Below are 26347 nucleotides of genomic sequence, written 5' to 3'. Positions count from 1 at the left end.
CTAGTTGTTAACTATTATTCTAAAAGGATGCTTTAACCCTTTAAAGGCTTCTAAATCTGCTCTTAAAGAGCCCACAGCCAAATTGGCCTTGATACGTAAAGGTATTTTATTTTTGTCTTTAGACACCCATAATGTCAAACTTTCTTCCTCTTTAAACACGCGGCCGGCCATTACATAGGGCCTAAACTTTAACGATTTAATGCGTCCAAAATCAGTTTCAATTGTTTCTTCACCCAGGTACTGCAATTTAAAGCCGTAATTTTCTTCATCAAAAAACATATCTACTTGAAGCTCGTCTCCTATTTTTAGGTTATCAATTTTTAAATGATTACGTAAATAATAGTAAGTAGATACCATGTCTTGTATATTCGGTCTGGTATCAACAACTTTTTTCGTATTGTGTTTTTTGTCGTTTATGTGGGCCTCATTTTTTTCATGGTCAAACTCAATCTCGAGATCTTTCGTATAACCGCCCTCATCAATATTCCTAATGAATTTATATGGTCTTATAGAATCCTTATCGAAGTAACTTTCATAACGGTCTTTTACTTTAAAAAACCATTTAATCATTCCTGTAGTCCAACCTTTACCAACTACGTGATAAACATCTTTGTCGTTTAATTTCGCATCTTTTACTGTAAGTGTAGCGTTACCTGCTTTTAGCCAATTGCTATAGCTCATTCTAAACTTAAACCATTCGCCATCGCCAAAAGCAGATTCCTGCTGTGCGAAAAGCACTTGAGCCGAAACAAAGGTTATTATTATCAGTAGTGTTTTTTTCATCGTATTTGGAACTTAAGATAGTGTAACTTCTATGTGCCACATTTATTGTTTTTCAATCAAGAAATTACAATTACTGTTCCAAAAATAAAAATTTTATCCAAACGGCTAAGGTTTATACCGTTATAGTTCTGTTAGAATTTCCTTCAAAAAACAACAAGGGCGTTTTGTACGTTACCACAAGGGTAGAGCTATCCACTGCAAGTCTTCACTTCTCACGATATCAACAGCATTACATTGGGCTTTCCTTTTCTATCGCTAACACAGAAGTAAGTTTATGCTAAAAAGAATACCGAATTGAAAAAAGACACATTTCTTGAAACAAAATATTTTAAAGCATCTTTAAAGTATTAAGTTCCTGTTCGGTTAAGTGTTTCCAATGGCCACGTGGAATATCCTTTTTGGTTAAATGTCCAATGGCTACACAATCGATACTTACAATATCGTAGTTAAAATGTTCAAAAATAGTACGGATAATAGTATTGCCGGTGTTTTTAATTTTCACACCAATCTCACGTTTTTTGGCACCATCTATATAGCTTATTTCCTCAACATCAATAAGTTTTCCATCTACTTTAAAACCGTTTTGAATGGTCTTAAAATCTTCATACTTTAAGTTTTTATCGAGTTCAATATGAAATAAACGAGCCACGCCATTTTTAGAATTGGTGAATTTTTCAACAACCGAATCATCGTTGGTAAATAATAACAAACCTTTTGAGTTGCGTCCCAATCGACCAATGGGTTTTATATTGGCATTGGTGGCATTGGCTACCAAATCCATAACCGTTCTTCCTTTACTTTCACTAGTTGTAGTCGCAAACCCTTTCGGTTTGTTAAGCAATACATAGGTGTCTTTTTCAGGGTTTATTCTTGAACCATCGTAGCGTACATCGTCGCCAAGCTTTACTTTATAACCCATTTCCGTAATAACTTTTCCATTTACCGTTACTAAACCAGTGGCTATGTGTACATCGGCCTCGCGGCGTGAGCAAATACCCGCATTGGCTACATATTTATTCAATCTGATTTCATCAGGATTACCTGATTTTTTCTGATTTGGATTCGATTTTTTTACGGGCGCATTTCCTCTGGCATAACTAGTAAACCGTTTGTTACCACTACCACGCCCTGATGGCTTTCCTTTTCCTTTACCCCCTTGATGTCTGTTCATTCTATTAAATTTTATACAAAGATATACTTAAAATTATGATTGTTCGTTTTTTTGATTAATGAGTTAATAAAAATGAAAGAATAAGGCCCAAGCATTGCTATGATATGAAAGCTAGTAATACTAAAAGGGTTTTAAATGTGGTTTAAAACCACACTAACTTTAATTAACACAATAGAAAAAACCCCAGCTACAATAATAAATTTAAGAATATTATGAAGAATTAAATAATGCATTTTTGTTCGTGAATGCCAAAGTATAAGTAAAAAAACGAGCAACAACGCCAGGCTTAAATAAAAATATAGGTACATATAGCCAATATCGTAGTGATACAATAACAGGTATGTTGGAATTAACGTTAAAACCGCAAGTATACTAAGCATGATTTTTGAAGCCTTATCCCCATAAACTACTGGTATCGTTTTATAACCCTGGGCTAAATCGCCCGTTATGTTTTCTAAATCTTTTGTGAGCTCTCGCATTGAGATAAGCAAAAACAAAAACATGGCGTGTACAAAAATGACGGTTTCGAAATTTTTGTAATACATAAAAATGGCAAAAAACGGCGTAATAGTAAGTATAGCAGAGGTTAAATTACCAATAAATGGCCTTTTCTTTAGTTTATGTGAATAAAACCAAATCCCAAAAATGTAAAAAGCAAAGAAAATTACAGCATTAAACGACACATAACTGGCCATAACCACCGCAATAAAATTTAATACAAAGTAAAATGAAAGCTTGGTGTTTTGACTTACAAGTCTATCTAATCTACTTTTTATAGGCCTGTTTATAAGGTCTTTTTCAGAATCGTAAAAATTATTGATAATGTAGCCACCTGCTATTGTTGCGGCCGATGATAACACAAGCATAAGTAAATTAACATCAAAAATCACTTGTTTTAATGGCAGGTCGTGTGCCATAATGTAAATAGATGCCAAATATTGAGCAACTACTATAACCAATATATTATAGCCTCTCACTACAGAAAACATACTAAAAAACTTGAGTAGAATGTATTTCTGCCTACGACTTAGCATAAAAAGTTATTTTGGTGATTGCTTATAAAGCAAATCTAGGAAAAAGCAAAATCTTAGAAGTTGTAAACAACCTCTAATTTGTGTGAACCAAGTTCTTGCTTGGCTTTTTGAAAATCTTCAGTAAAACCTAAAATATAGCCCCCACCGCCAGACCCACACAACTTCAAATAGTAAGCGTTAGTATCAATGCCTTTTTGCCAAAGCTCATGGAATTGCTTTGGAATCATGGGTTTAAAGTGATTCAATACAATCTTTGAAAGCTGTTTGGTATTCTTAAATAAAGATTTAATATCACCTTTTAAGAAATCATCAACACAAGCATCGGTACGTTTAATAAACTGGTTTTTAAGCATATTCCTAAACCCTTCCTGTTTCATGTTTTCCATAAATAGGCTCACCATAGGAGCCGTTTCACCAATTACGCCACTATCGATTAAAAACACCGCACCTTTGCCTTCGCTTTGCTGTGCAGGGATTCCGGTGGCCTCAATATTGTCTTTTGAATTGATAAGAATAGGAATGCTTAAATAGCTATTTAAAGGATCTAAGCCCGATGATTTTCCATGAAAAAATGATTCCATAGCAGAAAAAATCGATTTTAAATTTAACAGCTTTTCACGGGTTAAGTTTTCAAGAACCGTAATTTTATCAAACGCATATTTATCGTAAATCGCAGCTACCAAAGCACCACTACTGCCCACCCCGTAACCTTGGGGAATGGATGAGTCGAAATACATTCCTGCATTTACGTCTTCGGTTAGTTTTTGGATATCAAAACGAACTAAATCATCATCAATATCCTGAATGTAAGCTGCAAAACGTTTTAAACCTTCATTCGATCTCAGGGCAACTTCTGAAGTATTTCCATCATTTTTCAAAGCACCGTTGTAGAAATTGTAAGGGATTGACAAACCTTTGGAATCTTTTATAATACCATACTCCCCAAAAAGCAAAATTTTAGAATAAAATAGAGGTCCCTTCATAATGTAGTGCGGTTTAGAGCGACTTGTTTAACAAATATACAGTTTTTTTAAACAAAAAAATAAATTTTATAAAATGTTTTTGGCGCCTAAACCAACAACATCACAAATATAATGACCATTTTGGCAATACGCAACTAATTCATTCTTAATGAATTTCAAAACATTTTCGCTTTCGTTTTCGGGATACAACACATGTACGTTAGCCCCTGCATCTAAGGTAAAGCAAACCTTAGAGTCCATCTTTTCTCTGAAAGTCCATATTTTGTTAATAATTTCCAAAGTATTGGGTTTCATTAAAATAAAATAAGGCACGCTGGTCATCATCATGGCATGCAAGGTTAAGGCCTCACTTTCCACCAAGGCCATAAACGCATCTAAATCTCCTGTTTTTAGAATATTTTTTACTTCTGAAATACTCTTTTTGGCTTGTTTAAACCGCTCTTCAGCAAATGGGTGACCATGCATTAAGTTATGCCCTACTGTACTGCTCACTTGCTTTTCTCCTTTGTCAACCAATAAAATAGTGTCTTGGTAATTTTTAAAATTTTCGTGGACTTTGTAAGGGTATTTTACCCCGAATAAATCACTGCTTCCTTCAACCGAGTCGTGTTCGCCCCAAATTACCAAATCGCCTTCAATACTTCGGCATGCGCTTCCCGAGCCCAATCGTGCTAAAAACGATGCTTTTTGAATAAAAAAAGCATCTGAAATATCTCCTCCAACCAACTCATTTTCAATACTCATTAAACACAAAGCCAATGCGCTCATCCCTGAAGCTGAAGACGCAATTCCAGAACTATGCGGAAAGCTGTTTTCTGTTTCAATTTTAAAATAAAAATCTTTTAAAAAAGGCAAATAAGCTTCAACCCGTTCAAAAAAAGTTTCGATTTTAGGTTTAAAATCATCTTTTTTATCACCATCTAAAAACACATCAAACGAAAAATTATTTTTGTTTTCTTTTTTCGAAAAACTCAGTTTTGTAATTGTTTTACAGTTATTTAGAGTAAAACTTATGGATGGATTTTCTGGAATTTGGTTTTTCTTTTTGCCCCAATATTTTACCAAAGCAATATTACTTGGTGACGACCATGTAAAAACTCCAGATTCCATACTTTTGGAATAAGACTTCGGAATAAAATCGCGTTCTACCATGTTTTTCTTTTAACGGGCCAATTTTGGCAAAAATAGAAAATCCCAACGGTTTTTCTCATTTAAACTATGATAATGCCATACTTTGAGCAGCAATATAAGCCCCTGTCCATGCATTTTGAAAATTGAATCCACCTGTTACAGCATCAATATTTAAAACTTCACCAGCAAAATAAAGGTTTCTAACTATTTTACTTTCGAAGGTTTTAAAGTTTACCTCTTTTAGATTTACGCCTCCGGCGGTTACAAATTCTTCCTTAAACGTGCTTTTTCCGTTTACATCAAAAATGGCGGCAGTAAGTTGATTAGCCAAATCTTCTAGTTGGCCTTTGTTTAAGTCTGCCCAACGAGCTTCAGCTTTTATACTTGATGCCAAAACCAATTGATGCCAAAGTCGTTTCGGCAAATCAAATTGCGTGGATTTATATACCGTTTTTTTGGTCAATTCTTGTTTTCTCGTTTTTAAAATCGCTAGACAGTTGTCAAAAGATTGCCTTATGAAATTAATTTCAATTTGAAATTTATAATCACGTTTGGCCAATTCTAAAGCACCGAATGCCGAAAGCTTCAAAATGGAAGGCGCACTCATTCCCCAATGCGTAATGAGCAGTGGCCCTTCGCTCCAAAGGCTAGCATCCAAAACCTTAACCTCAACGTTTTGTGCCACCACCCCAGGGATATCTATAATGCGGTGGTCTTCTATATTAAAGGTAAAAAGCGAAGGTACAGCTGGCGAAATGGTATGCCCAAAAGCCTCTAAAAGCTTCCACATTTTTGAATTGCTACCTGTAGCGACTAAAATTTTTTCTGCGGAAAAACTCCCTTGAATGGTTTCAATTTGAAAAACATTATTTTTTTTTGATATAGATTTTACCGAGTGGTTGTAGTATAACTCAACTCGATATTTTTCAGCCTCATTTAAAAAACAATCGATGATGGTTTGTGAAGAATTTGAAACTGGAAACATCCTGCCATCATCTTCAATTTTTAATTCTACGCCTCGTTTTTCAAACCATTCAATGGTGTCTCCGGTCATAAATTGATGGAAAGGCCCTAACAATTCCTTTTCTCCACGCGGATAATTTTGAACTAGTTCCTGCGGAATAAATTCGGCATGCGTTACATTGCATCGGCCACCACCAGACACTTTCACTTTGGTTAAAACCTCTTTTCCACGTTCTAAAATGACCACTTTTAAATTAGGATTTTGCTCGGCTATATTTATTGCTGCAAAAAATCCTGCTGCACCACCACCAATTATCACGATGTCTTTTTTAATCATAATCTATCTGGGAAATCTGAAATAATACCATCAACGCCATAGTCTTTCATTCGTGCAATGGTATCTGGGTCATTAACCGTCCACGTATTTACTTTATAGCCACTTTGCTGAGCAATTTTAACATTTCCTCTAGTTAACAAAGCAAAATTAGGATGTATGATTTTAGTGTTTATGGTTTCAGCAAACTCAATGGCCTCGGCTACACTAGCCTTGGTCAAAACCGCTAACGGTATTTGCTTGTTGATGTTATAAACATCTTCGAGTTCATGATGTTGGAAACTGGACACAATAAAATCACTATATCTCCACCCTTTTTCGTTAACGTAAGTTTCTATAACCTCACAAGTTTTAGCTGCCGTACCCCTTCCTTTTAGCTCAATATTCAAAAGGCATTTTTTATCTATAACATTTAAGACTTCCTGTAACGTTGGTATTTTATATTCCTCTTTAACCTTCAATTGCTTTAATTCGGAAAGCGAATGCTTTTTAAGTTCACCCTTTCCGTTGGTTACCCTATCTAGAGTAAAATCGTGAAAAACGACCAATTCGCCAGTAGCGCATAGGTGTACGTCAACTTCAATACCATCTATATTAAAACTTAATGCTTTTTCAATGGATGGAATGGTATTTTCTGCAATATATGCCAATGCACCTCTATGTCCCATTTTTATACATTTTTTGGTCATTAATTATTTTTTATTGGTCGCATTAGTCCCTCTTGTGCTACAGAAGCTATAAGTTTTCCTTCTCTTGTAAAAATGTTTCCCCTAGCGAAACCTCGCGCGTTTGATGTGCTTGGCGATTCCATTGAGAACAGCAACCAGTCATTAAACTCAAAATCTCTAAAATACCACATAGAATGGTCTAAACTAGCAGTTTGGGTATTACCCCAGTGCGCTTTACTGGCATGCGGATTAAGCGCTGAAACCAAAATATTATAATCGGAAATGTAGGTTAAAATCTGTTGCTGTTTTTCTAAATCCAAACCACTTACGTCACCTTTTAATTTAAACCAAACATCTGTATATGGTGGTAAATCTTTTGGCTCCATGGGGTTTGGTATGTAAGTTGGCTTAAAATCAATGGGACGCTCAATCTCAAAAAAGGCCTTTAAGCTTTTGGGCAAAAAATCACCATATTGATGCAAAATATCAGTCCAACTCAATAAATCTTCGGGCTGTTTTAAACCTTCTTTCATATCAATCTGGTGGTTATAACCTTCTTCTTTTTTATGAAACGACGCCGACAATATAAAAATCGTAGAATCTTTTTGGTGTGCCGTAACACGCCTAACAGAAAAACTACCTCCATCCCTCACTTTACTTACGTTATAAGTAATACGTTGCTTTAAATCGCCAGGTTCTAAAAAATAGGCGTGCATGGAGTGCAATATTCGCCCATTGGTTATGGTTCTGCTAGCTGCATGAACCGCTTGCGCCAGTACCTGTCCACCAAAAACAATAGGACTCCCAATGGTTTTGCTTTCACCAGTAAACTCACTTTCCGTAACTTTCTCTAAGGTGAGTAAATCTAACAGATCATCAACTGTGGTCATTTTAATTTTTGATTTTAATACCATAAATCTATTAAATTATGGAAGCTTTTTAAGCATCTTTTACGAATAGTTTAAGATTTTTAATTTTCCATTGCATAACAAAGTGTGTATTTTGGTTTTAAATTAAAATACATGATATATCAAATTTCAAAAATATGGTCTCTTGTATTCTTGTTCACTTCTTGCAACACAGGAAAACTAAATGTGATTGCAGATTTACCTAGTAACCTAAAAGAGGCATCTGCCGTTGAAACCATAACGAATTCTGATTTGCTTTGGACTATTGAAGACGCTGGAAACAAAAACAACATTTATGGCTTTAATGAACAGGGGGATTTGATAAAAAATATTGAGATTAAAAACGCTAAAAATATCGATTGGGAAGACTTAACTTCAGACAACAATGGCAACCTTTATATTGGTGATTTTGGCAATAACAGTAAAAACAGAGAGCACTTTACCATTTATAAAGTATCAAATTTTGAAAAGGATGTAACTACTGCCGAAAGCATACATTTTACTTTACCAAAAGATGTGAAACCCGAGGATTTTGAGGCCTTTTTTATTTTGGAAAATTTCTTCTACATTTTCAGCAAAGAAAACAAATCCAGTATTCTATTGAAAGTACCCAATGCCATTGGAAAACACACCGCTGAATTGGTTACTGATTTTAATTTAGATGGGAAACACCACAAAATCACCTCTGCCGATATTAGCCATGATGACAGTACTATTGTACTTTTAAACCATGATAAGCTCTGGAAAATAACAGATTTCGAACCTGATTCGTTTTTTAAGGGTACGATTGAAGAACTCAAGTTTGAGCACGATTCACAAAAAGAAGGTGTTTGTTTTAAAAACACCAATACCGTTTATATAACCGATGAAAAAAATAAAAGTGAAGGTGGTAATTTATATACTTTTAATTTAAAAGTTTAATCCAAATCCAAACGAAAACCGTAATCCCTCGTTACTATTAAAAAGGTTAAATGTACCCGATAAACTCTCGGCTGCGGTTATCCAAAAACCGCCGCCGTAATCGTTATGCCATTTATCTGAAAAATCATCTTTTAACCAAACACGCCCCACATCGGCTCCTCCAAAAACACCAATTTGAAATGGTAACGTTCTCGTTTTAAACGATGGAAAACTATATCGTAAATCAGCACTACCAACAAAAGAGTTTTTACCTGTAAAACGCTCGGTTCGATATCCTCTTAAGCCATTTTTACCTCCAATATTTGCGGCTTGATAGAACACTAAATCGTCTCCAATACGAAACTGTGAACGCACATCGGTTTTTAAAACAAGCTTTTTATTTGTTGTTAGAGAGTTATAAAATCCTAAATTAGAATTAAGATAGCCGTAAGTGTTTTTAGTTTCTTGAAACTCTGTTTTACCTCCAATTTGAAGATTAAATACCATACCTTTTTTAGGGTTTATTTTATCATCAAAACTCTCGTAATTAAATTGAGCTTCCAGACCTCCAAAATACCGACGTTTATAAAATTCTTTATTACTTATGGGTATAAAGTCAGCAATAAATCGATTTTCGGTTTCTTCTATTTCAATACCCTCCAAAATAGCCCTAACACCATAATCGCTACCAAAACTTCCTTTTTTCAGAATCCCGGCTTTAACGGCATAAATACTTGTTTTTACACGATTATAATCTAAATCGAGTTCATCATCATTATTTTGGGTTTCGTTGCCATAGCCAAAGAAATTATTGGTGAAGTTTTCAGAAGTAAAAAGACCACCTATATGTAAATTCCAATCGTTCATAATATTAGCAAACTCACCATCATAATTCAATGAAAATCCGCTTGTAGCAAAATAATACCCGCCCTTAAACCGGTGTTGTTGGGAGAATGGATTACGCTGAAACCCTTTAGTAGTTATAGAGTAAGATACCCCTAACAAAAACCCATCATCTGGATTAAACCCTATTGCTGGTGTTAATAAGCTTGTTTTGGTAATATTTTTATTAAAATCAAATAGATTTAACTTGTAAATATCTGTAAGCCTAATGGTTGCCCCATTGCTTTCCTTTATAGTGTTTTTCTTGCTTTCATGGTCATATACCTTAACGCGTCGTCCATTCTTAATGATGTAAGTGTCGTTTTCTTGTCCTCCAATCAATCTTGTGAAAATTAAATTATTGGCCTTTCCCGTAACTTCAAAAATATCTTTATCATCTAAACCATACACCCAAAGTTCTTTGGTGACGTCTTTATTTAAAGTTCTATCTACTACAACCTTATCTTTTTTACCATCTATAATTCTCGAAATCTTCACGTGGGTTTCGTTATCGCCAATACGGGTTACTTCAATGTAATCGTCTTTATCCGTTCCAGTTAAAATAACCAAAGCATTCAGTTCATTATAATAGCGTGCTGCGATATCTTGAAGGTTGCTTCGCCTACCTTTAAGTTTTTTCTTGATATCTGACAAAGTTTTATCCTGGACTGCCTTTGGCACCTTTAAAAATGCTTGTTCAATTACTTCGTCTGTCACATGTTCCTGAATAAATTTGGCATGATTAAGCCATGTTTCTAGCCCTGCATTCTGAATAAGTACGCGATCTAATTTTATTCCCGCACTATTCATCCACTTAATATTTTTTAGTTCTTCATCATAAACTTGCAATTGTTGCGTAGAGCCCAAAATATTGCGCATAATATCGAGTAATGCCCCGTCAAAACTCGAAAATACTTGATCTCTGTCCCTTGGTATTGGCCTATAGTAATGATCGCCGTTCTCTTTATCAAATTGCGCCCAACGCCATTGATCTTGGTGCCTGTCCCAATCTCCTAATAGCATATCGAACAAACGTGCTCTTATAAAGGCATTTTCATCTATTTTATGCTCTTCGTCTTCTCTTATTTTTTCGATGATATCGTAAGTGCTTTCAATATCATCAGCATAACCAAAGTTTTTTTCGTTAGAATAGTTTTCTTCCGGACGCTCTTCAATCAAATAAAGCTCTCCACCATATTCCTCGTTAAACTTACCTAAATGTTTGTGTTTAGGTATAAAATACAACCTTGGGTTGGTATGATAAATTTCTGCTGCATCAGATAGATTTGGAACTACCAAAAATGCATAAGGATGTGCGGCGGTATAAAAATCGAGAATAAGTTCCTCAACGGCTGTTTTCTCAAATTGATCTTGAATATAAGTATCTTTAAAAAGGACTGTTTGCAAGTATTGGGTTGCGCTTTTTCTAAGTGCTCGCATATTCAACTCTTTTCCATCTTTTGTTTTTAAACGCAATGAGCGCGTTTGGTGCCCTCCTCCTTTTCTCACCACTTCCAAACCACCATAAAGGGTATCTAGAGTAGCCACTCTTGCTTTTATTTTGGTACTGTAAACATCGCGATAACGGATACCCCAAACCGATTCAAAAAAACCTGTAACATCGGTCTCTTCTTTTGAATATATGGAAACCTCAACAGCTTCGGGAAAAGTATCCGGAAGTTTTGAAACATCATACGTTTTTGCAGGAGGCCAAATCTCTTTTGTAAACAACAGTTTAGGATTTCCATTTTCTTCTCCAAAATACCGAACCCAACTACTGCCATCCTTAAAAACTGAAAGTTCAGCAAACCCTTGTCTGCCATAAGTAAACAAACCATTTGTATTCAAATCAGCAGAAGATTCTTTAGCACCAGAGCCAGACACAATCTGCTTGACGCCCTCCTGTTCAATGTATTGCAACGTGTGTTCATGGCCTGATACGAACACAAGATTCTCTACCCCCATTGCCATGGTTTCCAATCGGTTCATCAGTTCTTGATACCGTTCGTTGTATCTATCCTGAATGGACACGCCACCTTGCGTTCTTATTTGTGTGACCAGTGAGGCCAAGCCTGGCATCGGGATTTTTTTCTGCAATGGGTATAAATGTTTTCTAAAAGCATACCTACCACCATGCGTGCCGTTTGTGTACATGGGGTGATGCATAGCAAATACAATAGTTTTGTTTTGGGCCTTTTTTAATTCACTTTCAACTTCTAGCAAAAACCTTTCTCTAGTTTTTATATCGCATTCATCGTTTACTGTAGGATGCCTGTTCCAGTTTTCCAAATACCATTGGGTATCAATGATTATAAGCTGAATGGTTTCGCCAATATCAATACTCTCTAACGGACATCCATTTTCTGGCTGAAACGTATTCTTACCCAGTGCATCTTCAATAAATTTCTCTTGTCTTTTTAATCCTTTTACACCATTGGAATACCAATCGTGATTTCCTGGTATAAATAGCACTTCTCCTCTAAAATTTTTAACCGCCTTAATTTGTGCATTTAATGTATTTTCAGCTGAAAAACGACGTTTATCATCCTTTTTAGGCAAACCAGCTGGGTAGATATTGTCTCCCAAAAAGACGGTATAACTGTTTTTTGTATCCTTCCCTTCCAAATGTTTGCTGAATGCCATTAAGGCTTTAGACATACCACCCACTGGCGACACTCCGGCATCACCAATTAAATAAAACGTCTGGTCTATTTCATTATTTGGAAAAGTGACATCGGTATGGTTTTCATTAGAATATTGAGGTTTGTAAGTAGCACAAGCACTCAGAATTATCAATATTGAAGAAATCGAAATGTATTTAATTATTTTCATTTTTATATTATCTAAGTCCAAAATTAAAGAATCCGATAACCTAAAGATATTGCATTTACTTAAATAAGTACTTCAAAAGAAATGGCAATTACTAAACTTTTATACTTTAACATAGGTTGACGACTATTTTTCGGCTTTTTTTAAGTGTGCTAATTGATTATGGTCAATTAAACCAGAATACTCACTCAGCAAAAACTGAAGTTTTGGATTGATAAAATTTCTACAAAATGGCTTTTCGGGATTCCTGTAATAGTAATTTTGGATTTGCGTTCTTGATACCTTAAAATAACCAAACGGAAGCACTCGCGTTATTAGTTTATGGTCAAATTGGCTATTTAACTCATCCAAAATCAGCATTGATTCATTAGCTTGTTCTTTAGAAAATGAATAAATAGCAGACCGGTATTTACTTCTCATGGAATGATTTGAAGTGCTCTTGTGCGTATGTAAATGAACTTCGATGAGGGGTTTTAATGGAATTTCATTCAGATTAAAGTGAACGATGACAGCTTCAGATAACGTAGATTCTTTTCCTGTTGAAGCCACGTAGCCTTGCTCAACTTTCTTAACACCTTTCAGCGACTGAAAAACCGCCTCAGTACACCAATGGCAACCACCACCAAAAGCTATTTTAGCTAACCCATCCATTTTTATGAGCTACAAGATAACATGGAACAACCCACCTTATGCCTTGCCCATTCTGGCCTTTTGGCAAACCATTTTTCGTATTCTGGTTGTTCATCATAAGGGTTTTTGAGCATTTTAAATAATTCATCAATTAATCCATAATCACCTTTATCAGCGTCATCAATAGCCAGTTGTGCCATATAGTTTCGCAACACGTATTTTGGATTGACGGAATTCATATGTTGTTTTCGCTGTTTGCCGGTAAGATCTTCCTGCTCTAGCCTTGATGCATACCGATTAAACCAATTTTGCCATTTTTGCTTTATTTCCTCTGAAAGTTCATCCAAATTGTAAAAGGCATCTTCAATAATTTTTAATCCCTCTGAAGATTTTTGAGGCACAAAATCGCTTAAATTTCTAAAGAAAATTGTCATGTCAGTTTCGACAAGCAACAAATTATCTTCCAATTCTTGAATAAGCGATTTATCGAAAACATCTTCTTTCACCAATCCCAATTTAGCTTGCATCATTGTTAGAGATTTTGCATCAAACTCCGTCTTATAGCTATCCAAAATGACTTGAAAGGGCTCCACTTCTTCCACTAAAGGGTATAGCGCATTAGCCAGCTGGTACAAATTCCAAAGCCCAATGTTGGGTTGGTTACCGTAACGGTAACGTCTGTGTTGGCCATCGGTGGTATTGGGCGTCCAACCGTAATCAAAACCTTCTAACCAACCATAAGGACCATAATCAATAGTCAATCCCAAAATAGACATATTATCAGTGTTCATGACGCCGTGCACAAAACCAACACGTTGCCAATGTATAATCATATCGAGTGTAAGTTCGGCGACCTCTTTAAAAAAATCAATGTAGATGCTTTTCGAAGGTTTTCCTAAATGTGGAAAATGATGCTTTATAGTGAAGTCAACTAATGTTTTTAGTGTATCATGATCCTGCCTTGCAGCAAATATTTGATAGCTACCAAACCTCAAAAAACTTGGAGCCACACGGGTAACTATTGCGCCTTTTTCGTACGCAGGATTACCATTATACATAACATCTCTTAACACATTGTCACCAGTTAAAGCCAAAGACAATGCCCTGGTTGTGGGCACACCCAAATGAAACATGGCTTCACTACACAAATACTCCCGAATGGACGAACGCAACACGGCCAAACCATCGGCAGATCGCGAATACGGTGTTTCGCCGGCGCCTTTCAACTGAACCATCCAATGTTTATTTTTATGCTCGATTTCGAATAGGTTTATGGCACGCCCATCACCCAACTGTCCTGCCCAATTACCAAATTGATGACCGCCATAGCACATGGCATAAGGCTTTGTATTTGAATATACGGCGTTGCCAGTAAATAGATTTAAAAACTTTTCAGTTTTTGCTTCTTCTTTGGTTATCCCTAAGTTTTCCAAGATTTCTGGCGAAACATGAATTAATTCTGGATTTGAGGTTGGCTTTGGTGAGACAAAAGAGAAACATGCATTGGTCACCTGCCTGCGACTATTCTCTTTAATGGAATCGGCAGGTAATTCAATGTTGAATCTGTCTTTTATATTAAGCTTCATTTATTCAATTTATCCGCATGTAACTTTCTTAGTTTTGATAACTTTGGTGTTATTACAAAGCTACAATAGCCTTCAGTTGTGTTGTTACGGTAGTAGTTTTGATGATAATCTTCAGCCTTATAGAAAGTTTCCAGTGCCGAAATTTCAGTAACTATCGGGTCATCATAATAGGACGCTACTTTATTTAAGACGGTTTCGGCCATTTCTTTTTGATTTTCATCATGATAAAAAATAACCGAACGATACTGCGTACCGTGGTCTCCCCCTTGTCTATTTAGGGTGGTTGGGTCGTGGGTAGTCATAAAAATAACCAAAATATCTTCGTACGAAATAAGGTTAGTGTCAAATGTAATTTGAACCACCTCGGCATGACCTGTTAAACCAGAGCAAACCTCGCGATATGTTGGATGCCCAGGCGCATTACCTCCTGAATATCCAGAAAACACTGTCTCAACACCTTTAATTTCTTGAAACACTGCTTCGGTGCACCAAAAACAACCACCTCCTACGGTGGCGATTTCTAAATTTTTATTTATCATTTACTTCTTCCTTTATTAATTGCATGGCCTCAGAATTGATGCAATACCTTAAACCATTAGGTTCGGGGCCATCGGGAAAAACATGCCCTAAATGGGCATCGCATGTATTACACATAACCTCTACCCGAACCATGCCCAACGAACTGTCTTTTTCGTACTTAATGGCATTTTCTTTTATAGGTTGCGTAAAACTAGGCCATCCAGTACCAGAATTAAATTTAATAGTAGAATCGAATAGCGGTGCGCTACAACATACGCAACTGTATTTACCTTCTTCATAAGTTGTACAAAGTTCGCCACTATGAGGTCGCTCAGTACCTTTTTTCCTAGTAATTCTAAATTGTTCGGGGGATAATTGGTTCTCCCATTCGGCCTCGGTTTTTTCTATTCGTTTATCCGGTTTTGGGTTTCCATTTACGGCAAATTTTATCACATCTTTCCAAGTCAGCATTTTAGATTCCTTTTTTTAATTAATATTTCAACTTTAACTATGATTAAGTCGGAAACAACTAACATTTCTTACCGTCAAAATCTTTATAGATAAAGCATGCTTAATATATTTAAATTTTAGTAATTTGTGTTAATAATCCAATTTCATTTTATGTCGAAATTAATTGAAGCTACCGAAAAATTCGTTTTTGATTTATTTAAAGAAGAGTTAGATAATACGTTTCACTACCATAATTACATTCATACCAAGCGCGTTTTGCGAAGTACACGTGAAATTATTGAAAACTCAGATATAAATAAAAAGAAGGCTGAAGTACTAGAGCTTGCGGCATTGCTGCATGATACTGGCTATACTAAAACACGTGAAGACCATGAAGAGGAAAGCGTAAAAATTGCCACTGCATTTTTAAAAGAAAACAATACTGCGCCGGAAACCATAGAGGCTGTTAACGCGTGCATCATTGCAACCAAATTCAAAAATACCCCAGACAACGAGTTGGGTAAAATAATACGAGATGCAGATTCCTCGCATTTTGGTAAGGAATATTTTTTTGAGGCTAGCGAATTTCTAAGAAAAGAGCTAGAAATTCAAGGAATTGAAACTTACACACCGTCAGAATGGCTTAGAGAGAACATTAAGGTTCTTACAAAAAACCATCAGTTTTACACAGATTATGCCTTGAAAAACTGGCAAAAGCAAAAGGAGAAAAACCTATCTAAACTAAAAAAAACGATAAAAAAACAGAAGAGAAACCTTAAGAAGGAGGAAATGAAAGCCAAATATAAGGCGCAATACAAAAATGAAAGCCCCGAGCGTGGTATACAAACATTTTATAGGGTAGCTTTAAGAAACCACATTAAATTGAGTGATATTGCCGATACCAAAGCCAATATTTTGCTTTCGGTAAACGCCATCATTATTTCGTTGGTTTTAGCCAATTTAATTTCTAAACTTGACACTAACCCCTATTTAATTTATCCGACTGCAATTTTTACGCTATCGTGCATAATCTCCATGGTACTGTCTATTATTGCAACACGGCCAAATGTAACTAGCGGCGAATTCACCAAAGAAGATGTAGCCAATAAAGAGGTTAATCTCACCTTTTTTGGAAACTTCCATAAAATGGAGCTTAAAGAATTTGAATGGGCGGTGAGTGAACTTTTAAAGGACAAAAATTACGTTTATAGCTCGCTTACCAAAGACCTTTATTTTTTAGGAAAAGTGCTGGAGCGAAAATATAGAATTTTAAGAATTACCTATACCATTTTTATGATAGGCATGATTGTTTCTGTTATTTCGTTCGGAGTAGCATTGAAAAGTAATGGAGCCGAAATTGAAGATGTTTTACCAGAGGAGCCTCCACTGCCTTCCCATAATCTTGAAGCCGACAAAGAAAACCCCAGCCAGAAAATATTTAGGCTTTAATTTCCTTCATAAGGTCATCGTAGGTGTAAAATGTTTTATTGTCATCTTTATCATGATAAAGAATACCAACTCTTAAAGCTTTTAAACCTGTAACCCCTTGCAAATTTTCAAGTTCAAGAACCTCAACGTCTTCGTTTAAAAAATTTTTGCTTTGCAAAAACTTGATATATCTTAAATATTCCTCTTCGTCTTCTTTTTGTGAATATACAATGGCTATTTTTCCGTTTTGGGTAATACGCTCTTGAGTGCCTTTTATAAAGGCTTTATCTACACGTTTTTTCACCACTTCATAACGGGCATTGTAAGTGCCATCTACATCAAATTGTTTTTCATCCATTCTAAACCTTATGGATAATGGTTGATTAAACACTAAAATCATGGATGCTACATCTAGGTTAACTGGGTACAAATGTTGGTTGCTGTAATACTCATTTTCCATTTCGCACATAACCTGCAACTGCCATAATCTTAAATTATATAAATAAATGGGATTAAAACTGACTGTTTTGGTAATGGCCTCACCTATGTACATGTTATGTTCTACTCCATCAGTTTTATATCGTTCAAAATAATGCGGGTACATGCCTTGAGCATCTTTCTGTTTTTCATCTAAAACCGATGCCATATTTTTATTGATGAGCATTATGGTTTCATCATAGTTTTTTCGATAGTAATAAATCAGGTTTAGATCACTATCCATCTTACTAAAGTAATCTTCAATTTCCTCCTTTAAACCCTCATTTTTGTTTAACTGGAATTTAAATAAAGGATCAATATCTTTTTTAAAAAAAGCTATTACACTGTGCTCGCTATCAACTTTAAAATTTGTTTTTAAATTATCGACAAAACTGGATATTTGAAACAAGACTTCTTCATAAATTAGCAAAGGCTCGGTTTCATTTATTTGTGAAACGATTTTTTCTGCTAACGACAATTGTAACATTAAATCTTTTTGGGTGGCAGAATTTCTAGCATCAGAAGACCCTTTTACATCAATTTGTCCGAATAATGGATATATGTCTTCAAAAACTATTTCTTGGAATACTGCATTACTTCCAATTTCCATCTTATCCTTTAAAAACTGACGTGCCGCAGTGACAAACTTCCAATAAACACTGGAGTGAATTGAAGTACATTCCTGCTGGATTACAGCTTCAATGGTATTTTGTTCTTCGTTTTTAGAACGTTCTACAGCCGAAACTATAAATGGCATAACATCAACCAATTTATTGGCGTTTATACTGTTGAGTGCCATAGGTTGAGTCGATACAATTTCCAATACCCCCATTACCCCATCACTATTGGCAATGGGTGCAAAAATCGCACTTTTTATACCTTGCTCATGTAATCGTAGTATATGTGGTGGGTGTCGTTCTGAGCTTTCAAAAACCTTATCGACATTAGATACGGTTACATATTTTTTTTCAGTCATTAAAGTATTGTATGACCAACTGCACAATACCTCTAAACATTTTGCATTATCGTTATTCCCGAGCAAAAAACTGTGCATTCCAGAACCATGTACGCACTCAAATATATCCTCCGCTTTGTTAAAAATGGAAAATCCAGCTCTTATGTCTTTAATTCCTAATAACGAACGGAAAATTTCCTGAAAGTTCTCCATAAAACCTTCATCCTTACGCTTGCCCCCTACAATAAGACTCGATTTTATATTAGATATAGATTGGTCGTCGGTAACTTCAAAAATATTAGAAATTACAAAGCCCTTGAAAATATAACTCTGTGGAGGAAATTTTTCTCGCCACAAATCGATGTTCTCAAAGTTATCCAATAATTCGTCGAAGTCAGCCTCTGTAATTTCCTTGGCCTTATCGGTTCTGATAATTTCACAGAAATCGCCATTGTACAAAATTTTATAATAGCGCATTATGCCATTGACGTCAGGTATTTCGTAAAAGAATGGTCTCTTAAAATTAAGATTATAACCGTAACAAAAACTTAAAATAATAGTACAGGCGATGATATACGTATCATCTTGAGGCATATTTTTTATTTGAAGTTCAAAATTATCACCTGCAGAGTTTATAATATTTTTAAAACGTTCTGAAGAATTGAAAATCAAATTGTGCAAGGGTACCGAAGCCGTTTTAATTTCATTGTTCGTTAAAAGTGGGCTAAAAGTGTCTTGAAGAACAAAAGCTATTTCTTTGGCGCGTTCTTTTAAAATGGAAAATTCACTAAAGCCATTGCGTAGCTCAGGATAACCCTCAACACTTTTCAAAATACGTTTTGCCTTCGCTGCGACATACTCATTTTCACCTCTTGCCAAGGTTTCGTAACGCTCTAACAACTTGTTAAAACTAACCTTTAGCAATAATGGTGATTCGATATCATTATTAATATCCATAAAATGAAAGTTCTTGTAAAACAAAATTACGAAATATTGGGTTAGTCGATATGATTTAGACTTACTAACGCCAAAATTGTTAGGTTTAAAATCTGTTGAATTAGAAACTCTTAAGTATTATGGAACTTTTTCTAAAAAAATAAAAAGACTAGTTTACCGCTGGGCAGTGACACGCATAACGTTTAGGACTACAATTAAAGTTATACCCTAATGTTAACTGGTGGAAACCACCGTTTGTAAATACTACAGAATTGGTTTGATACGTGTAAGTGTAAGCAAACATAAACTGGTTATAATCAATGCCCAGAATTGGAGTTATTTGTTGTAACCTTTGGCTATCAACTCCATTCCCAGTGGAGAACTCGGCACCGTCAAAACTATTTCTATAAGATAAACCTCCCCATAACGTTCCGAAGTCCATCTCTTTATAAGCCTTAGCATTAATATCGATAGCAGCCTCTTCAGTTAAATCTCTGTATTGAAGCATCACGGAAGGCTCGAAACTCCAACTACTTCCAAGTTTATTAAATACGTAACCTGTCGACAATAAATAACGTCTTAAATTACTGGTAATTTCAATATTGTCATTTACCCCCGAATTATTCAGAACATTTTTTACAGTGGCATGCGCATAAAAATTAAGAAAGTGATACGAGAAGCCAAAATCTATATTAAAATTAGTTTCGTTCTGTACAGTACCACTAATTATTGGATCCGGTATGGGAGCACCGTTTAAAAATGATGTTTCATCCAATTGGTATTGTATAAAACCAGCACTTAAGCCAAACGATAACATATTTAAATCAGCCTCACTTCTTGAAAACATTAAATGATGCGCATAAGTAGCATAAGCTCCTTTTTGAGAATGATAACCATTTTTGTCGGCAAAAACAATACCACCTATTCCCGATTGCGATTCACCAATTCTACCATTCATACTTAAGGTTAACAATTTTGGCGCATCATCTTGCCCAAACCATTGTTGCCTACCTGTGAGTCTAACCTTAGAACAATTGGCTGCACCAGCCATAGAAGGGTGGATTAAGTAATAGTTATCAGTTAGATAATCTGTATATATTGGCAACCCCTCCTGCGATGTAGCTAGTTTGGAGCATAACAAGAACGTTACGGCTAAAAAAAGAGTTCTTAGTTTCATAATAGTTTCATCAAGTAGGCTTGGTTTTATAAAAACACTTTAACAATCAAAACATTAAACCTTAAAAATTGCGCTGTTTTTATATTTGTTTTATGCTATTAAAACATACAACAAAACTCAAATATATGATATCTAATGTTTTCTTTTAGTATTTTTGTAAAAAATTCGCTAAAATGAACACTTACAAAGTTTCTGTGCAAGAAACATCAAATAATGCCATTATAAAATTTGAAATAAACCAGTTTGTTACTAAACAGCAAAGTTTTGAGTTTAATAACATTGATGAAGCTAAACATTCACCATTGGCACAACAGTTATTTTATTTGCCATTTGTTAAAAAAGTATATATAACCAGCAACTTTATTGCGGTTGAGCGATACAACATTGTGGAATGGAATGACGTACAGGATGAAGTAGCCGAACAAATTGAGGCTTATTTAAATGATGGAGGTGTTGTGGTTGAAGAAGAAGCTGCGCCAAAAAAAGTACCTGTAACCGTTTATGCCGAGAGTACTCCTAACCCAGCAGTTATGAAGTTTGTGTCTAACAAGAAAATTGTAAATACCCTATTTGAATTTACATCAATTGAGGAGGCAAAGCTATCGCCATTGGCTACAGAATTATTTCATTTTCCTTTTGTAAAGAGTGTTTTTCTGGACGAAAATTATGTTTCGATTACAAAATATGATATTACGGAATGGCAAGACATTACCATACAACTTAGGGAGTTCATAAAAAACTATATTGAAAACGGAAAAGAAGTTGTGGCTCCTAATGCTGCCGAATCCTTGGATAAATCGACTGTACAACTTGACAGGCGTTTTGATGGTTTAGATGATACTTCGAAAGAAATCATAAACATACTAGAAGAATATGTAAAACCGGCTGTAGCCAGTGACGGCGGAAACATCCAATTTATTTCGTATGACGAGGACACCAAGAATGTAAGCGTTATGCTTCAAGGCGCTTGCAGTGGCTGCCCATCTTCAACACTTACTTTAAAAAGTGGCATTGAAAACATGCTAAAACAAATGCTGCCAGGAAAAGTTGAAATGGTTGAAGCCATAAATGGATAACTTTTTGTGCTTTGATTTTTCTAAAATATAAAACATCCGAAAGGAACTTATAGAAAGCGATCTTTTCCAGATCGCTTTCTATAAGTTTTAATTAACTTTGAAAATATCACATAAAAATGACAGTTTTCACTATCTTTTTGGTTGTATTGGTTGCCTTAGAGCACATCTATTTTTTAATCTTGGAAATGTTTCTTTGGACCAAGCCACAAGGTATCAAGACGTTTGGATTAAAATCAAAAGAATTTGCTGAAGAAACTAAAGTTTTGGCGGCTAATCAAGGGCTATATAATGGTTTTTTGGCTAGTGGCCTTATTTATTCAATAATTCAAAAAGATAAAAGTATCGCCATTTTTTTTCTAGTATGTGTGACAATTGCCGGTATTTATGGGTCTTACTCAACAAAGCAAATAAAATTGTTTTATATTCAAGCTATACCTGCAACTCTAGCATTAGCAAGCTGTTATTTTTAAAAATTAACAATCTCATTATATAACTAATAATTAACTTAATACTTTATGGATTTAGAAAACGTAGATACAGAAAAATGGATAGACTTAGCAGCCGATTATGGTTTAAAAATAATCGGTGCTATTCTTATATGGATTATTGGCTCTTGGTTAATAAAAAAACTGATAAAGGCCACACGAAGTGTCATGACCAAACAAAACTACGACGAAAGTCTCCAAAAATTCTTAATGAATCTTTTAGGTTGGATTTTAAAGATTGTTTTGATTATTGTAGTACTAGGTACTGTAGGTGTTGAAACTACATCATTTGCAGCCATTATTGCCGCTGCTGGTTTAGCCATTGGTTTAGCGCTTCAAGGTTCGCTGGGTAATTTTGCTGGTGGAGTTTTAATCATGATTTTCAAACCTTTTAAAATTGGTGATTTGATTGAAGCCCAAGGTGAAATTGGAGTCGTTAAGGAAATTGAAATTTTCACTACCAAATTAACTGGTTTGTCTAACAAGGAAATTATTATTCCCAACGGTTCGCTTTCAAACGGTAATATTGTAAACTACACAACTGAGGGCACACGCCGAGTGGACTTGGTTTTTGGTGTGAGTTATGATGCTGACATCAAGAAAACCAAAGAGGTAATAATGAATGTTCTTACATCGCACCCAAAAGTATTAAAAGACCCTGCTCCAGGCGTTACTGTTCTGGAACTAGCAGACAGCTCGGTAAATTTTGCGACAAGACCATGGTGTAAAACTGAAGATTACTGGACCGTGTATTTTGACGTTACTGAAAATGTAAAAGAAGCTCTTGATGCTACCGGAATTGAAATTCCTTATCCACATCAAGTTGAAATACACAAACAAGGATAATAAGACAAAAAACAATTAATTAAAACCCTATTGTATACCATATGCAATGGGGTTATTTTTTTGATTTTAGTGCAACAAAATCTTTTAAATAATAAGGTTCAAAATAAGCAACATCTTCCATGTTATTTTTTTGATATTTACTATAAGCAATTCTGCTCATTTCGTTGGCAGAAGGTAGTTCATTTTCAACGAAAACAGCATTGTCATGATTTAATAGCAATTTAGTTTTTTCAACGCCATTGCCAACAAAATATACTTTACCTCGTTGTAAATATTCCGCGAAAGCATTTTCATCTAAAATCTGTGCTTGGGTTTCCCTTATTTCATAATAATTTGAGTCGAATATTGCAGAATAGACCTCCATTCTTCTCGCATCAAGCATTGGTACAATAATACCGTCTTTTTGATTTACTTTATGTGCCAAAGCCTCCAAAGTTGGCACCGAAATTAGTGGCTTGTCCAGCGCGAAACAAAGACCTTTAGCTGCCGATACTCCAATTCGTAAACCCGTGTAAGAGCCAGGGCCTTTGCTGATGGCTATAGCCGACAAATCTTCAGGGGTAATTTTAGCTTCCTTTAGTGCGGCATCAATATAAACGTGAAGTCTTTCGGCGTGCGAATAACTTTTATCATTGTCTTCTTTTAAAACTATGGTTTCGCCATCTTTAGAAATGGATACTGAGCAATTTGTGGTTGCGGTTTCTATGTTGAGGATGTAGCTCATGGTGCGTTTAATTTATTATAGAGATGCCAAAATAAAACTCTAATACCTTTATCCCAAAAATATAATCGAATTTGGTTCGAATAACATCCGATTGTGCATTATCAAACAAAATACGGGATTGGTTCAAATCAAAGGCATTGGACAAACCTAAATCATAACGTTCTTGCGCATAATTGAAGGCTAATTGTCTAGCTTCCTCAACCTTTAAAGCAGCATCATAGGCTTTTTTTGCATTTTGGGCATCATTATACGCCTGATAAACTTTAGACTCTAAATCGAGTTCGACCTGCTTTGCCTGGTTTTCCAAGCGGCTTATATTAATTTTACTACGCTTTACACTGTTTCTAGTGTTAAACTGATTAAAAATTGGAACATTAAGACGTAATCCAACAGCCGTACCATCGAATAAATACAATTGGTCTATAAAATTAATTTCTTCCCCAGTAAAGGGATTGGTTTGCGAACTGGACCAACGCGCATTATAACTTACAAATCCTGAAATTGTTGGGTAATAGCTAGACTTTGCTATTTCTAAATTCTTTTTGGCCAAATCTAAGTTAGACGTTGCTATTTTTAAATCATTGACAGTTTCCTTGGCTTTCTCAACAATCTCTTTTGGGTTTTTAGATAACATGGTATTGGGTACCAAGTCATAATCCATATCAACAACATCAAAAGTTTCATAGTTTTCCAATTGAAGGGTTTGTGCCAAACCTAATTTTGAAATAAAAAGAGCGCTCTCTGCTTGAATAATCTGTTGCTGCTGTGTCGCATCGGTGGCCTTAATCTCCAATAAATCACCTTTTGGCAAAACCCCAGATTCTACCAGTTGGACTGTATTTTTTATATTTTCCTTCGTTATTTTGTTTTGTCCTTGCAATACTCTAAGGCGTTCTTTATTGGCCAAAATTTGTAAAAACGAATTAGCTACAAAAAGTGAGATATCGTCTTTCATTTTATCTAGCTGATAACTAGCTGCTATTTTATTAAGTTTGGCGCGCTGAAGATTTTTCCAATTTTGAAGACCTGAAAAAATATTGATTCCAGAACTTATGCCTCCGGAAGATGACTGGAAAGTTGAATTTTCAAATTGGTTGGTTGCAGGATTAATATTAGCTCCAGTATTTATATTATATGATGCATTGGAATTCAAATTGGGCAAAAAGTTATATACCGCCTGTTCTTTATCTAAATCTGCTAAATTTTGGTCTAGCATAGCTTGCTGCACCGATATATTATTCTCTATTGCATAATATACACACTCTTGTAAAGTCCATTTTTTTTGTTGCGCAATAGACAGTATAGACCAAAAAAGACCTACAAATAGTATGACTTGTTTTATTCTAGTTTTATCCATTGTCTCCATCTCCATTGTTGTCTTTTGATGCTTTGTTCCAAACTTTTATTTTGTCACCCTCATTAACACCTTCTTTAATTTCAACATTAATACCATCTGAAATACCCAATTCTACATTCTCTTTTTTGAATTTATTATCGTCTTTCAAAACTTCAACAAATGGCTTTTCGGTAATTCGGTTATATTGAAGTAAGGCCTCTCGAATAGCCAATACACTATCTTTGCTTTCTAAATCCATTTCCGCATTGGCACTGTAACCCGCCCTTATATTTACGTCGGAATGAATTTTCACATCAGCCTTAATGGTAAACTGTACGGCTCCATTTTCTTCAATTCCCTTTGGTGCTACAAATGTTAATATGGCTGGAAACTCTTTATCTTTTATCGCACCCAAAATCACTTTTATCTCTTTACCCTCTTTTAGCTTGCCTACTTCGGCCTCGTCTACTTTTCCTTCAAAAATCATTTGACTCATATCTGCAATCGTAGCAATGGTTGTTCCAGCATTAAAGTTATTGCTTTGAATAACCTGATCACCTTCCCTAACGGGGATTTCTAAAATAGTTCCTTGAATTTGAGCCACAATATTTGTGTTCGCCGAACTGCCACCAGAAATGGAGCCTCGCCTAATTATCTGGTAATCGTTTTGCGCTTGTGCCATAGTCTCTTTGGCTTGATTATACGATAGTTCGCTATTTTCAAAATCTTGTTTTGAAATTACACCTTTTTCAAACAGAGCTTTATTACGATTGTACAAGGTTTTGGCATTATCAAAAGACAGTTTTGTAGAAGAAATTCTACTTTTGGCACTTACCAAACTTTGCTCGTTGGGTACTACCCTGATTTTTGCAATTAAATCGCCTTTTTTTACCACATCGCCTTCTTCAACCAGAATCTCATCAACTATACCCGAAATTTGGGGCTTTAGTTCAATTTCTTCTTCTGGGTTAAGCTTGCCTGTTGCAACAGCCTTGGTATTAATAGATGTATAAAAAGGCGCTTCCACCTTATAATCTATAATATCATCTGAATTGGCATCCTTAAAATACTTCAACACAAATGCCAGTGCTATTACAGCCACCAATACTAAAATAATCTTTGCTGTTTTGTTCATT

General features: G+C 35.3%; 23 protein-coding genes. 5 read left to right on the top strand and 18 right to left on the bottom strand.

The annotated features are described in order from the left end of the window. The 8 genes from ACIEHO_RS01655 to ACIEHO_RS01620 form a co-directional block, all read right to left on the bottom strand. Positions 1–783: a DUF3108 domain-containing protein gene (locus tag ACIEHO_RS01655; protein WP_406967982.1), complete on the bottom strand. Its 783-nt coding sequence runs from the start codon at positions 781–783 to the stop codon at positions 1–3. A gap of 328 nt (positions 784–1111) precedes the next feature. Next, positions 1112–1954 carry a pseudouridine synthase gene (locus ACIEHO_RS01650; RefSeq protein WP_406967980.1) on the bottom strand — a complete coding sequence of 281 codons (843 nt, stop codon included), beginning with the start codon at positions 1952–1954 and terminating at the stop codon, positions 1112–1114. Positions 1955–2085: 131 nt separating this feature from the next. Beyond that, entirely contained in the window at positions 2086–2988 is a 903-nt protein-coding gene (locus tag ACIEHO_RS01645) for a geranylgeranylglycerol-phosphate geranylgeranyltransferase (RefSeq protein ID WP_406967978.1), read from the bottom strand. Positions 2989–3041: 53 nt separating this feature from the next. Beyond that, entirely contained in the window at positions 3042–3971 is a 930-nt protein-coding gene (locus tag ACIEHO_RS01640) for a mevalonate kinase family protein (protein WP_406967976.1), read from the bottom strand. A 66-nt stretch (positions 3972–4037) separates the two neighbouring features. Further along, entirely contained in the window at positions 4038–5123 is a 1086-nt protein-coding gene (locus ACIEHO_RS01635) for a diphosphomevalonate/mevalonate 3,5-bisphosphate decarboxylase family protein (RefSeq protein WP_406967974.1), read from the bottom strand. Positions 5124–5187: 64 nt separating this feature from the next. Next, on the bottom strand, positions 5188–6402 hold the full coding sequence (locus tag ACIEHO_RS01630; RefSeq protein ID WP_406967972.1) for a BaiN/RdsA family NAD(P)/FAD-dependent oxidoreductase: 1215 nt from the start codon (positions 6400–6402) through the stop codon (positions 5188–5190). Further along, positions 6399–7067, bottom strand: a complete 669-nt coding sequence (locus ACIEHO_RS01625; protein WP_406967970.1) for a glycerophosphodiester phosphodiesterase — start codon at positions 7065–7067, stop codon at positions 6399–6401. The genes ACIEHO_RS01630 and ACIEHO_RS01625 overlap by 4 nt, the downstream gene beginning before the upstream one ends. A gap of 20 nt (positions 7068–7087) precedes the next feature. Beyond that, positions 7088–7957 (bottom strand): acyl-CoA thioesterase, encoded by an 870-nt coding sequence (locus ACIEHO_RS01620; RefSeq protein WP_406967968.1) that lies wholly within the window; start codon positions 7955–7957, stop codon positions 7088–7090. Positions 7958–8089: 132 nt separating this feature from the next. Here ACIEHO_RS01620 and ACIEHO_RS01615 point away from each other — a divergent pair, with 132 nt between their 5' ends. After that, on the top strand, positions 8090–8896 hold the full coding sequence (locus ACIEHO_RS01615) for a hypothetical protein (RefSeq protein ID WP_406967966.1): 807 nt from the start codon (positions 8090–8092) through the stop codon (positions 8894–8896). Here the strand turns inward: ACIEHO_RS01615 and ACIEHO_RS01610 are convergent. The 5 genes from ACIEHO_RS01610 to msrB all read right to left on the bottom strand — a co-directional run bounded on the left by ACIEHO_RS01610 (position 8885) and on the right by msrB (position 15792). Beyond that, on the bottom strand, positions 8885–12589 hold the full coding sequence (locus ACIEHO_RS01610) for a metallophosphoesterase (RefSeq protein ID WP_406967964.1): 3705 nt from the start codon (positions 12587–12589) through the stop codon (positions 8885–8887). The genes ACIEHO_RS01615 and ACIEHO_RS01610 overlap by 12 nt on opposite strands. A gap of 123 nt (positions 12590–12712) precedes the next feature. Continuing rightward, a complete protein-coding gene (locus ACIEHO_RS01605) occupies positions 12713–13237 on the bottom strand; it encodes a peptide-methionine (S)-S-oxide reductase (protein WP_406967962.1) in 525 nt (174 codons plus the stop codon). A gap of 2 nt (positions 13238–13239) precedes the next feature. Beyond that, the gene (locus ACIEHO_RS01600; protein ID WP_406967961.1) at positions 13240–14802 is read right to left on the bottom strand and encodes a protein adenylyltransferase SelO; all 1563 of its coding nucleotides are present in this window, start codon (positions 14800–14802) and stop codon (positions 13240–13242) included. Continuing rightward, positions 14799–15341, bottom strand: a complete 543-nt coding sequence (gene msrA, locus ACIEHO_RS01595) for a peptide-methionine (S)-S-oxide reductase MsrA (protein WP_406967959.1) — start codon at positions 15339–15341, stop codon at positions 14799–14801. The genes ACIEHO_RS01600 and msrA overlap by 4 nt, the downstream gene beginning before the upstream one ends. Beyond that, on the bottom strand, positions 15331–15792 hold the full coding sequence (msrB, locus tag ACIEHO_RS01590) for a peptide-methionine (R)-S-oxide reductase MsrB (protein WP_406967957.1): 462 nt from the start codon (positions 15790–15792) through the stop codon (positions 15331–15333). Before msrB ends, msrA begins: the two co-directional genes overlap by 11 nt. Positions 15793–15942: 150 nt before the next feature. Here msrB and ACIEHO_RS01585 point away from each other — a divergent pair, with 150 nt between their 5' ends. Further along, positions 15943–17220 (top strand): Pycsar system effector family protein, encoded by a 1278-nt coding sequence (locus ACIEHO_RS01585; RefSeq protein ID WP_406967955.1) that lies wholly within the window; start codon positions 15943–15945, stop codon positions 17218–17220. On the opposite strand, the gene ACIEHO_RS01580 is transcribed toward ACIEHO_RS01585, so the two are convergent. Both ACIEHO_RS01580 and ACIEHO_RS01575 read right to left on the bottom strand, forming a co-directional pair. Further along, positions 17210–19588, bottom strand: a complete 2379-nt coding sequence (locus ACIEHO_RS01580; RefSeq protein WP_406967953.1) for a GAF domain-containing protein — start codon at positions 19586–19588, stop codon at positions 17210–17212. The genes ACIEHO_RS01585 and ACIEHO_RS01580 overlap by 11 nt on opposite strands. 148 nt (positions 19589–19736) lie before the next feature. Then, positions 19737–20744, bottom strand: coding sequence for a PorP/SprF family type IX secretion system membrane protein (locus ACIEHO_RS01575; RefSeq protein WP_406967951.1), 1008 nt, complete (start codon positions 20742–20744; stop codon positions 19737–19739). A gap of 173 nt (positions 20745–20917) precedes the next feature. On the opposite strand from ACIEHO_RS01575, the gene ACIEHO_RS01570 reads away from it, so the two are divergent. The 3 genes from ACIEHO_RS01570 (at position 20918) to ACIEHO_RS01560 (ending at position 23151) form a co-directional block, all read left to right on the top strand. Further along, a complete protein-coding gene (locus ACIEHO_RS01570; protein WP_406967949.1) occupies positions 20918–21820 on the top strand; it encodes a NifU family protein in 903 nt (300 codons plus the stop codon). Positions 21821–21936: 116 nt separating this feature from the next. Beyond that, entirely contained in the window at positions 21937–22290 is a 354-nt protein-coding gene (locus ACIEHO_RS01565; RefSeq protein WP_406967947.1) for a DUF1304 domain-containing protein, read from the top strand. A 45-nt stretch (positions 22291–22335) separates the two neighbouring features. Continuing rightward, a complete protein-coding gene (locus ACIEHO_RS01560) occupies positions 22336–23151 on the top strand; it encodes a mechanosensitive ion channel family protein (RefSeq protein WP_406967945.1) in 816 nt (271 codons plus the stop codon). Between the two features lie 52 nt (positions 23152–23203). On the opposite strand, the gene tsaB is transcribed toward ACIEHO_RS01560, so the two are convergent. The 3 genes from tsaB to ACIEHO_RS01545 are packed head-to-tail and all read right to left on the bottom strand — an operon-like array spanning position 23204 to position 26346. Further along, positions 23204–23875, bottom strand: a complete 672-nt coding sequence (tsaB, locus tag ACIEHO_RS01555; RefSeq protein WP_406967943.1) for a tRNA (adenosine(37)-N6)-threonylcarbamoyltransferase complex dimerization subunit type 1 TsaB — start codon at positions 23873–23875, stop codon at positions 23204–23206. Between the two features lie 7 nt (positions 23876–23882). Then, positions 23883–25232, bottom strand: a complete 1350-nt coding sequence (locus ACIEHO_RS01550; RefSeq protein WP_406967941.1) for a TolC family protein — start codon at positions 25230–25232, stop codon at positions 23883–23885. Next, positions 25225–26346 (bottom strand): efflux RND transporter periplasmic adaptor subunit, encoded by a 1122-nt coding sequence (locus tag ACIEHO_RS01545; RefSeq protein WP_406967939.1) that lies wholly within the window; start codon positions 26344–26346, stop codon positions 25225–25227. The genes ACIEHO_RS01550 and ACIEHO_RS01545 overlap by 8 nt, the downstream gene beginning before the upstream one ends. Position 26347: the final 1 nt, after the last annotated feature.

The sequence above is a fragment of the Flavisericum labens genome (assembly GCF_045446075.1).
In the GTDB taxonomy this organism is placed as follows: Bacteria; Bacteroidota; Bacteroidia; order Flavobacteriales; family Flavobacteriaceae; genus Flavisericum; species Flavisericum labens.
The sequence above is the reverse complement of the archived record's forward strand: the minus strand, read 5'-3'. Positions and strand labels throughout refer to the sequence as shown.

Coding starts and splice junctions, on each gene's coding strand:
- ACIEHO_RS01625 (WP_406967970.1), bottom strand. CDS start 7,067: ATGGGACATAGAGGTGCATTGGCATATATTGCAGAAAATACCATTCCA.
- ACIEHO_RS01635 (WP_406967974.1), bottom strand. CDS start 5,123: ATGGTAGAACGCGATTTTATTCCGAAGTCTTATTCCAAAAGTATGGAA.
- ACIEHO_RS01645 (WP_406967978.1), bottom strand. CDS start 2,988: ATGCTAAGTCGTAGGCAGAAATACATTCTACTCAAGTTTTTTAGTATG.
- ACIEHO_RS01570 (WP_406967949.1), top strand. CDS start 20,918: ATGAACACTTACAAAGTTTCTGTGCAAGAAACATCAAATAATGCCATT.
- ACIEHO_RS01655 (WP_406967982.1), bottom strand. CDS start 783: ATGAAAAAAACACTACTGATAATAATAACCTTTGTTTCGGCTCAAGTG.
- ACIEHO_RS01585 (WP_406967955.1), top strand. CDS start 15,943: ATGTCGAAATTAATTGAAGCTACCGAAAAATTCGTTTTTGATTTATTT.
- tsaB (WP_406967943.1), bottom strand. CDS start 23,875: ATGAGCTACATCCTCAACATAGAAACCGCAACCACAAATTGCTCAGTA.
- ACIEHO_RS01565 (WP_406967947.1), top strand. CDS start 21,937: ATGACAGTTTTCACTATCTTTTTGGTTGTATTGGTTGCCTTAGAGCAC.
- ACIEHO_RS01600 (WP_406967961.1), bottom strand. CDS start 14,802: ATGAAGCTTAATATAAAAGACAGATTCAACATTGAATTACCTGCCGAT.
- ACIEHO_RS01630 (WP_406967972.1), bottom strand. CDS start 6,402: ATGATTAAAAAAGACATCGTGATAATTGGTGGTGGTGCAGCAGGATTT.
- ACIEHO_RS01560 (WP_406967945.1), top strand. CDS start 22,336: ATGGATTTAGAAAACGTAGATACAGAAAAATGGATAGACTTAGCAGCC.
- ACIEHO_RS01580 (WP_406967953.1), bottom strand. CDS start 19,588: ATGGATATTAATAATGATATCGAATCACCATTATTGCTAAAGGTTAGT.
- ACIEHO_RS01650 (WP_406967980.1), bottom strand. CDS start 1,954: ATGAACAGACATCAAGGGGGTAAAGGAAAAGGAAAGCCATCAGGGCGT.
- ACIEHO_RS01640 (WP_406967976.1), bottom strand. CDS start 3,971: ATGAAGGGACCTCTATTTTATTCTAAAATTTTGCTTTTTGGGGAGTAT.
- msrA (WP_406967959.1), bottom strand. CDS start 15,341: ATGATAAATAAAAATTTAGAAATCGCCACCGTAGGAGGTGGTTGTTTT.
- ACIEHO_RS01550 (WP_406967941.1), bottom strand. CDS start 25,232: ATGGATAAAACTAGAATAAAACAAGTCATACTATTTGTAGGTCTTTTT.
- ACIEHO_RS01610 (WP_406967964.1), bottom strand. CDS start 12,589: ATGAAAATAATTAAATACATTTCGATTTCTTCAATATTGATAATTCTG.
- ACIEHO_RS01575 (WP_406967951.1), bottom strand. CDS start 20,744: ATGAAACTAAGAACTCTTTTTTTAGCCGTAACGTTCTTGTTATGCTCC.
- ACIEHO_RS01620 (WP_406967968.1), bottom strand. CDS start 7,957: ATGACCACAGTTGATGATCTGTTAGATTTACTCACCTTAGAGAAAGTT.
- ACIEHO_RS01545 (WP_406967939.1), bottom strand. CDS start 26,346: ATGAACAAAACAGCAAAGATTATTTTAGTATTGGTGGCTGTAATAGCA.
- ACIEHO_RS01615 (WP_406967966.1), top strand. CDS start 8,090: ATGATATATCAAATTTCAAAAATATGGTCTCTTGTATTCTTGTTCACT.
- ACIEHO_RS01605 (WP_406967962.1), bottom strand. CDS start 13,237: ATGGATGGGTTAGCTAAAATAGCTTTTGGTGGTGGTTGCCATTGGTGT.
- msrB (WP_406967957.1), bottom strand. CDS start 15,792: ATGCTGACTTGGAAAGATGTGATAAAATTTGCCGTAAATGGAAACCCA.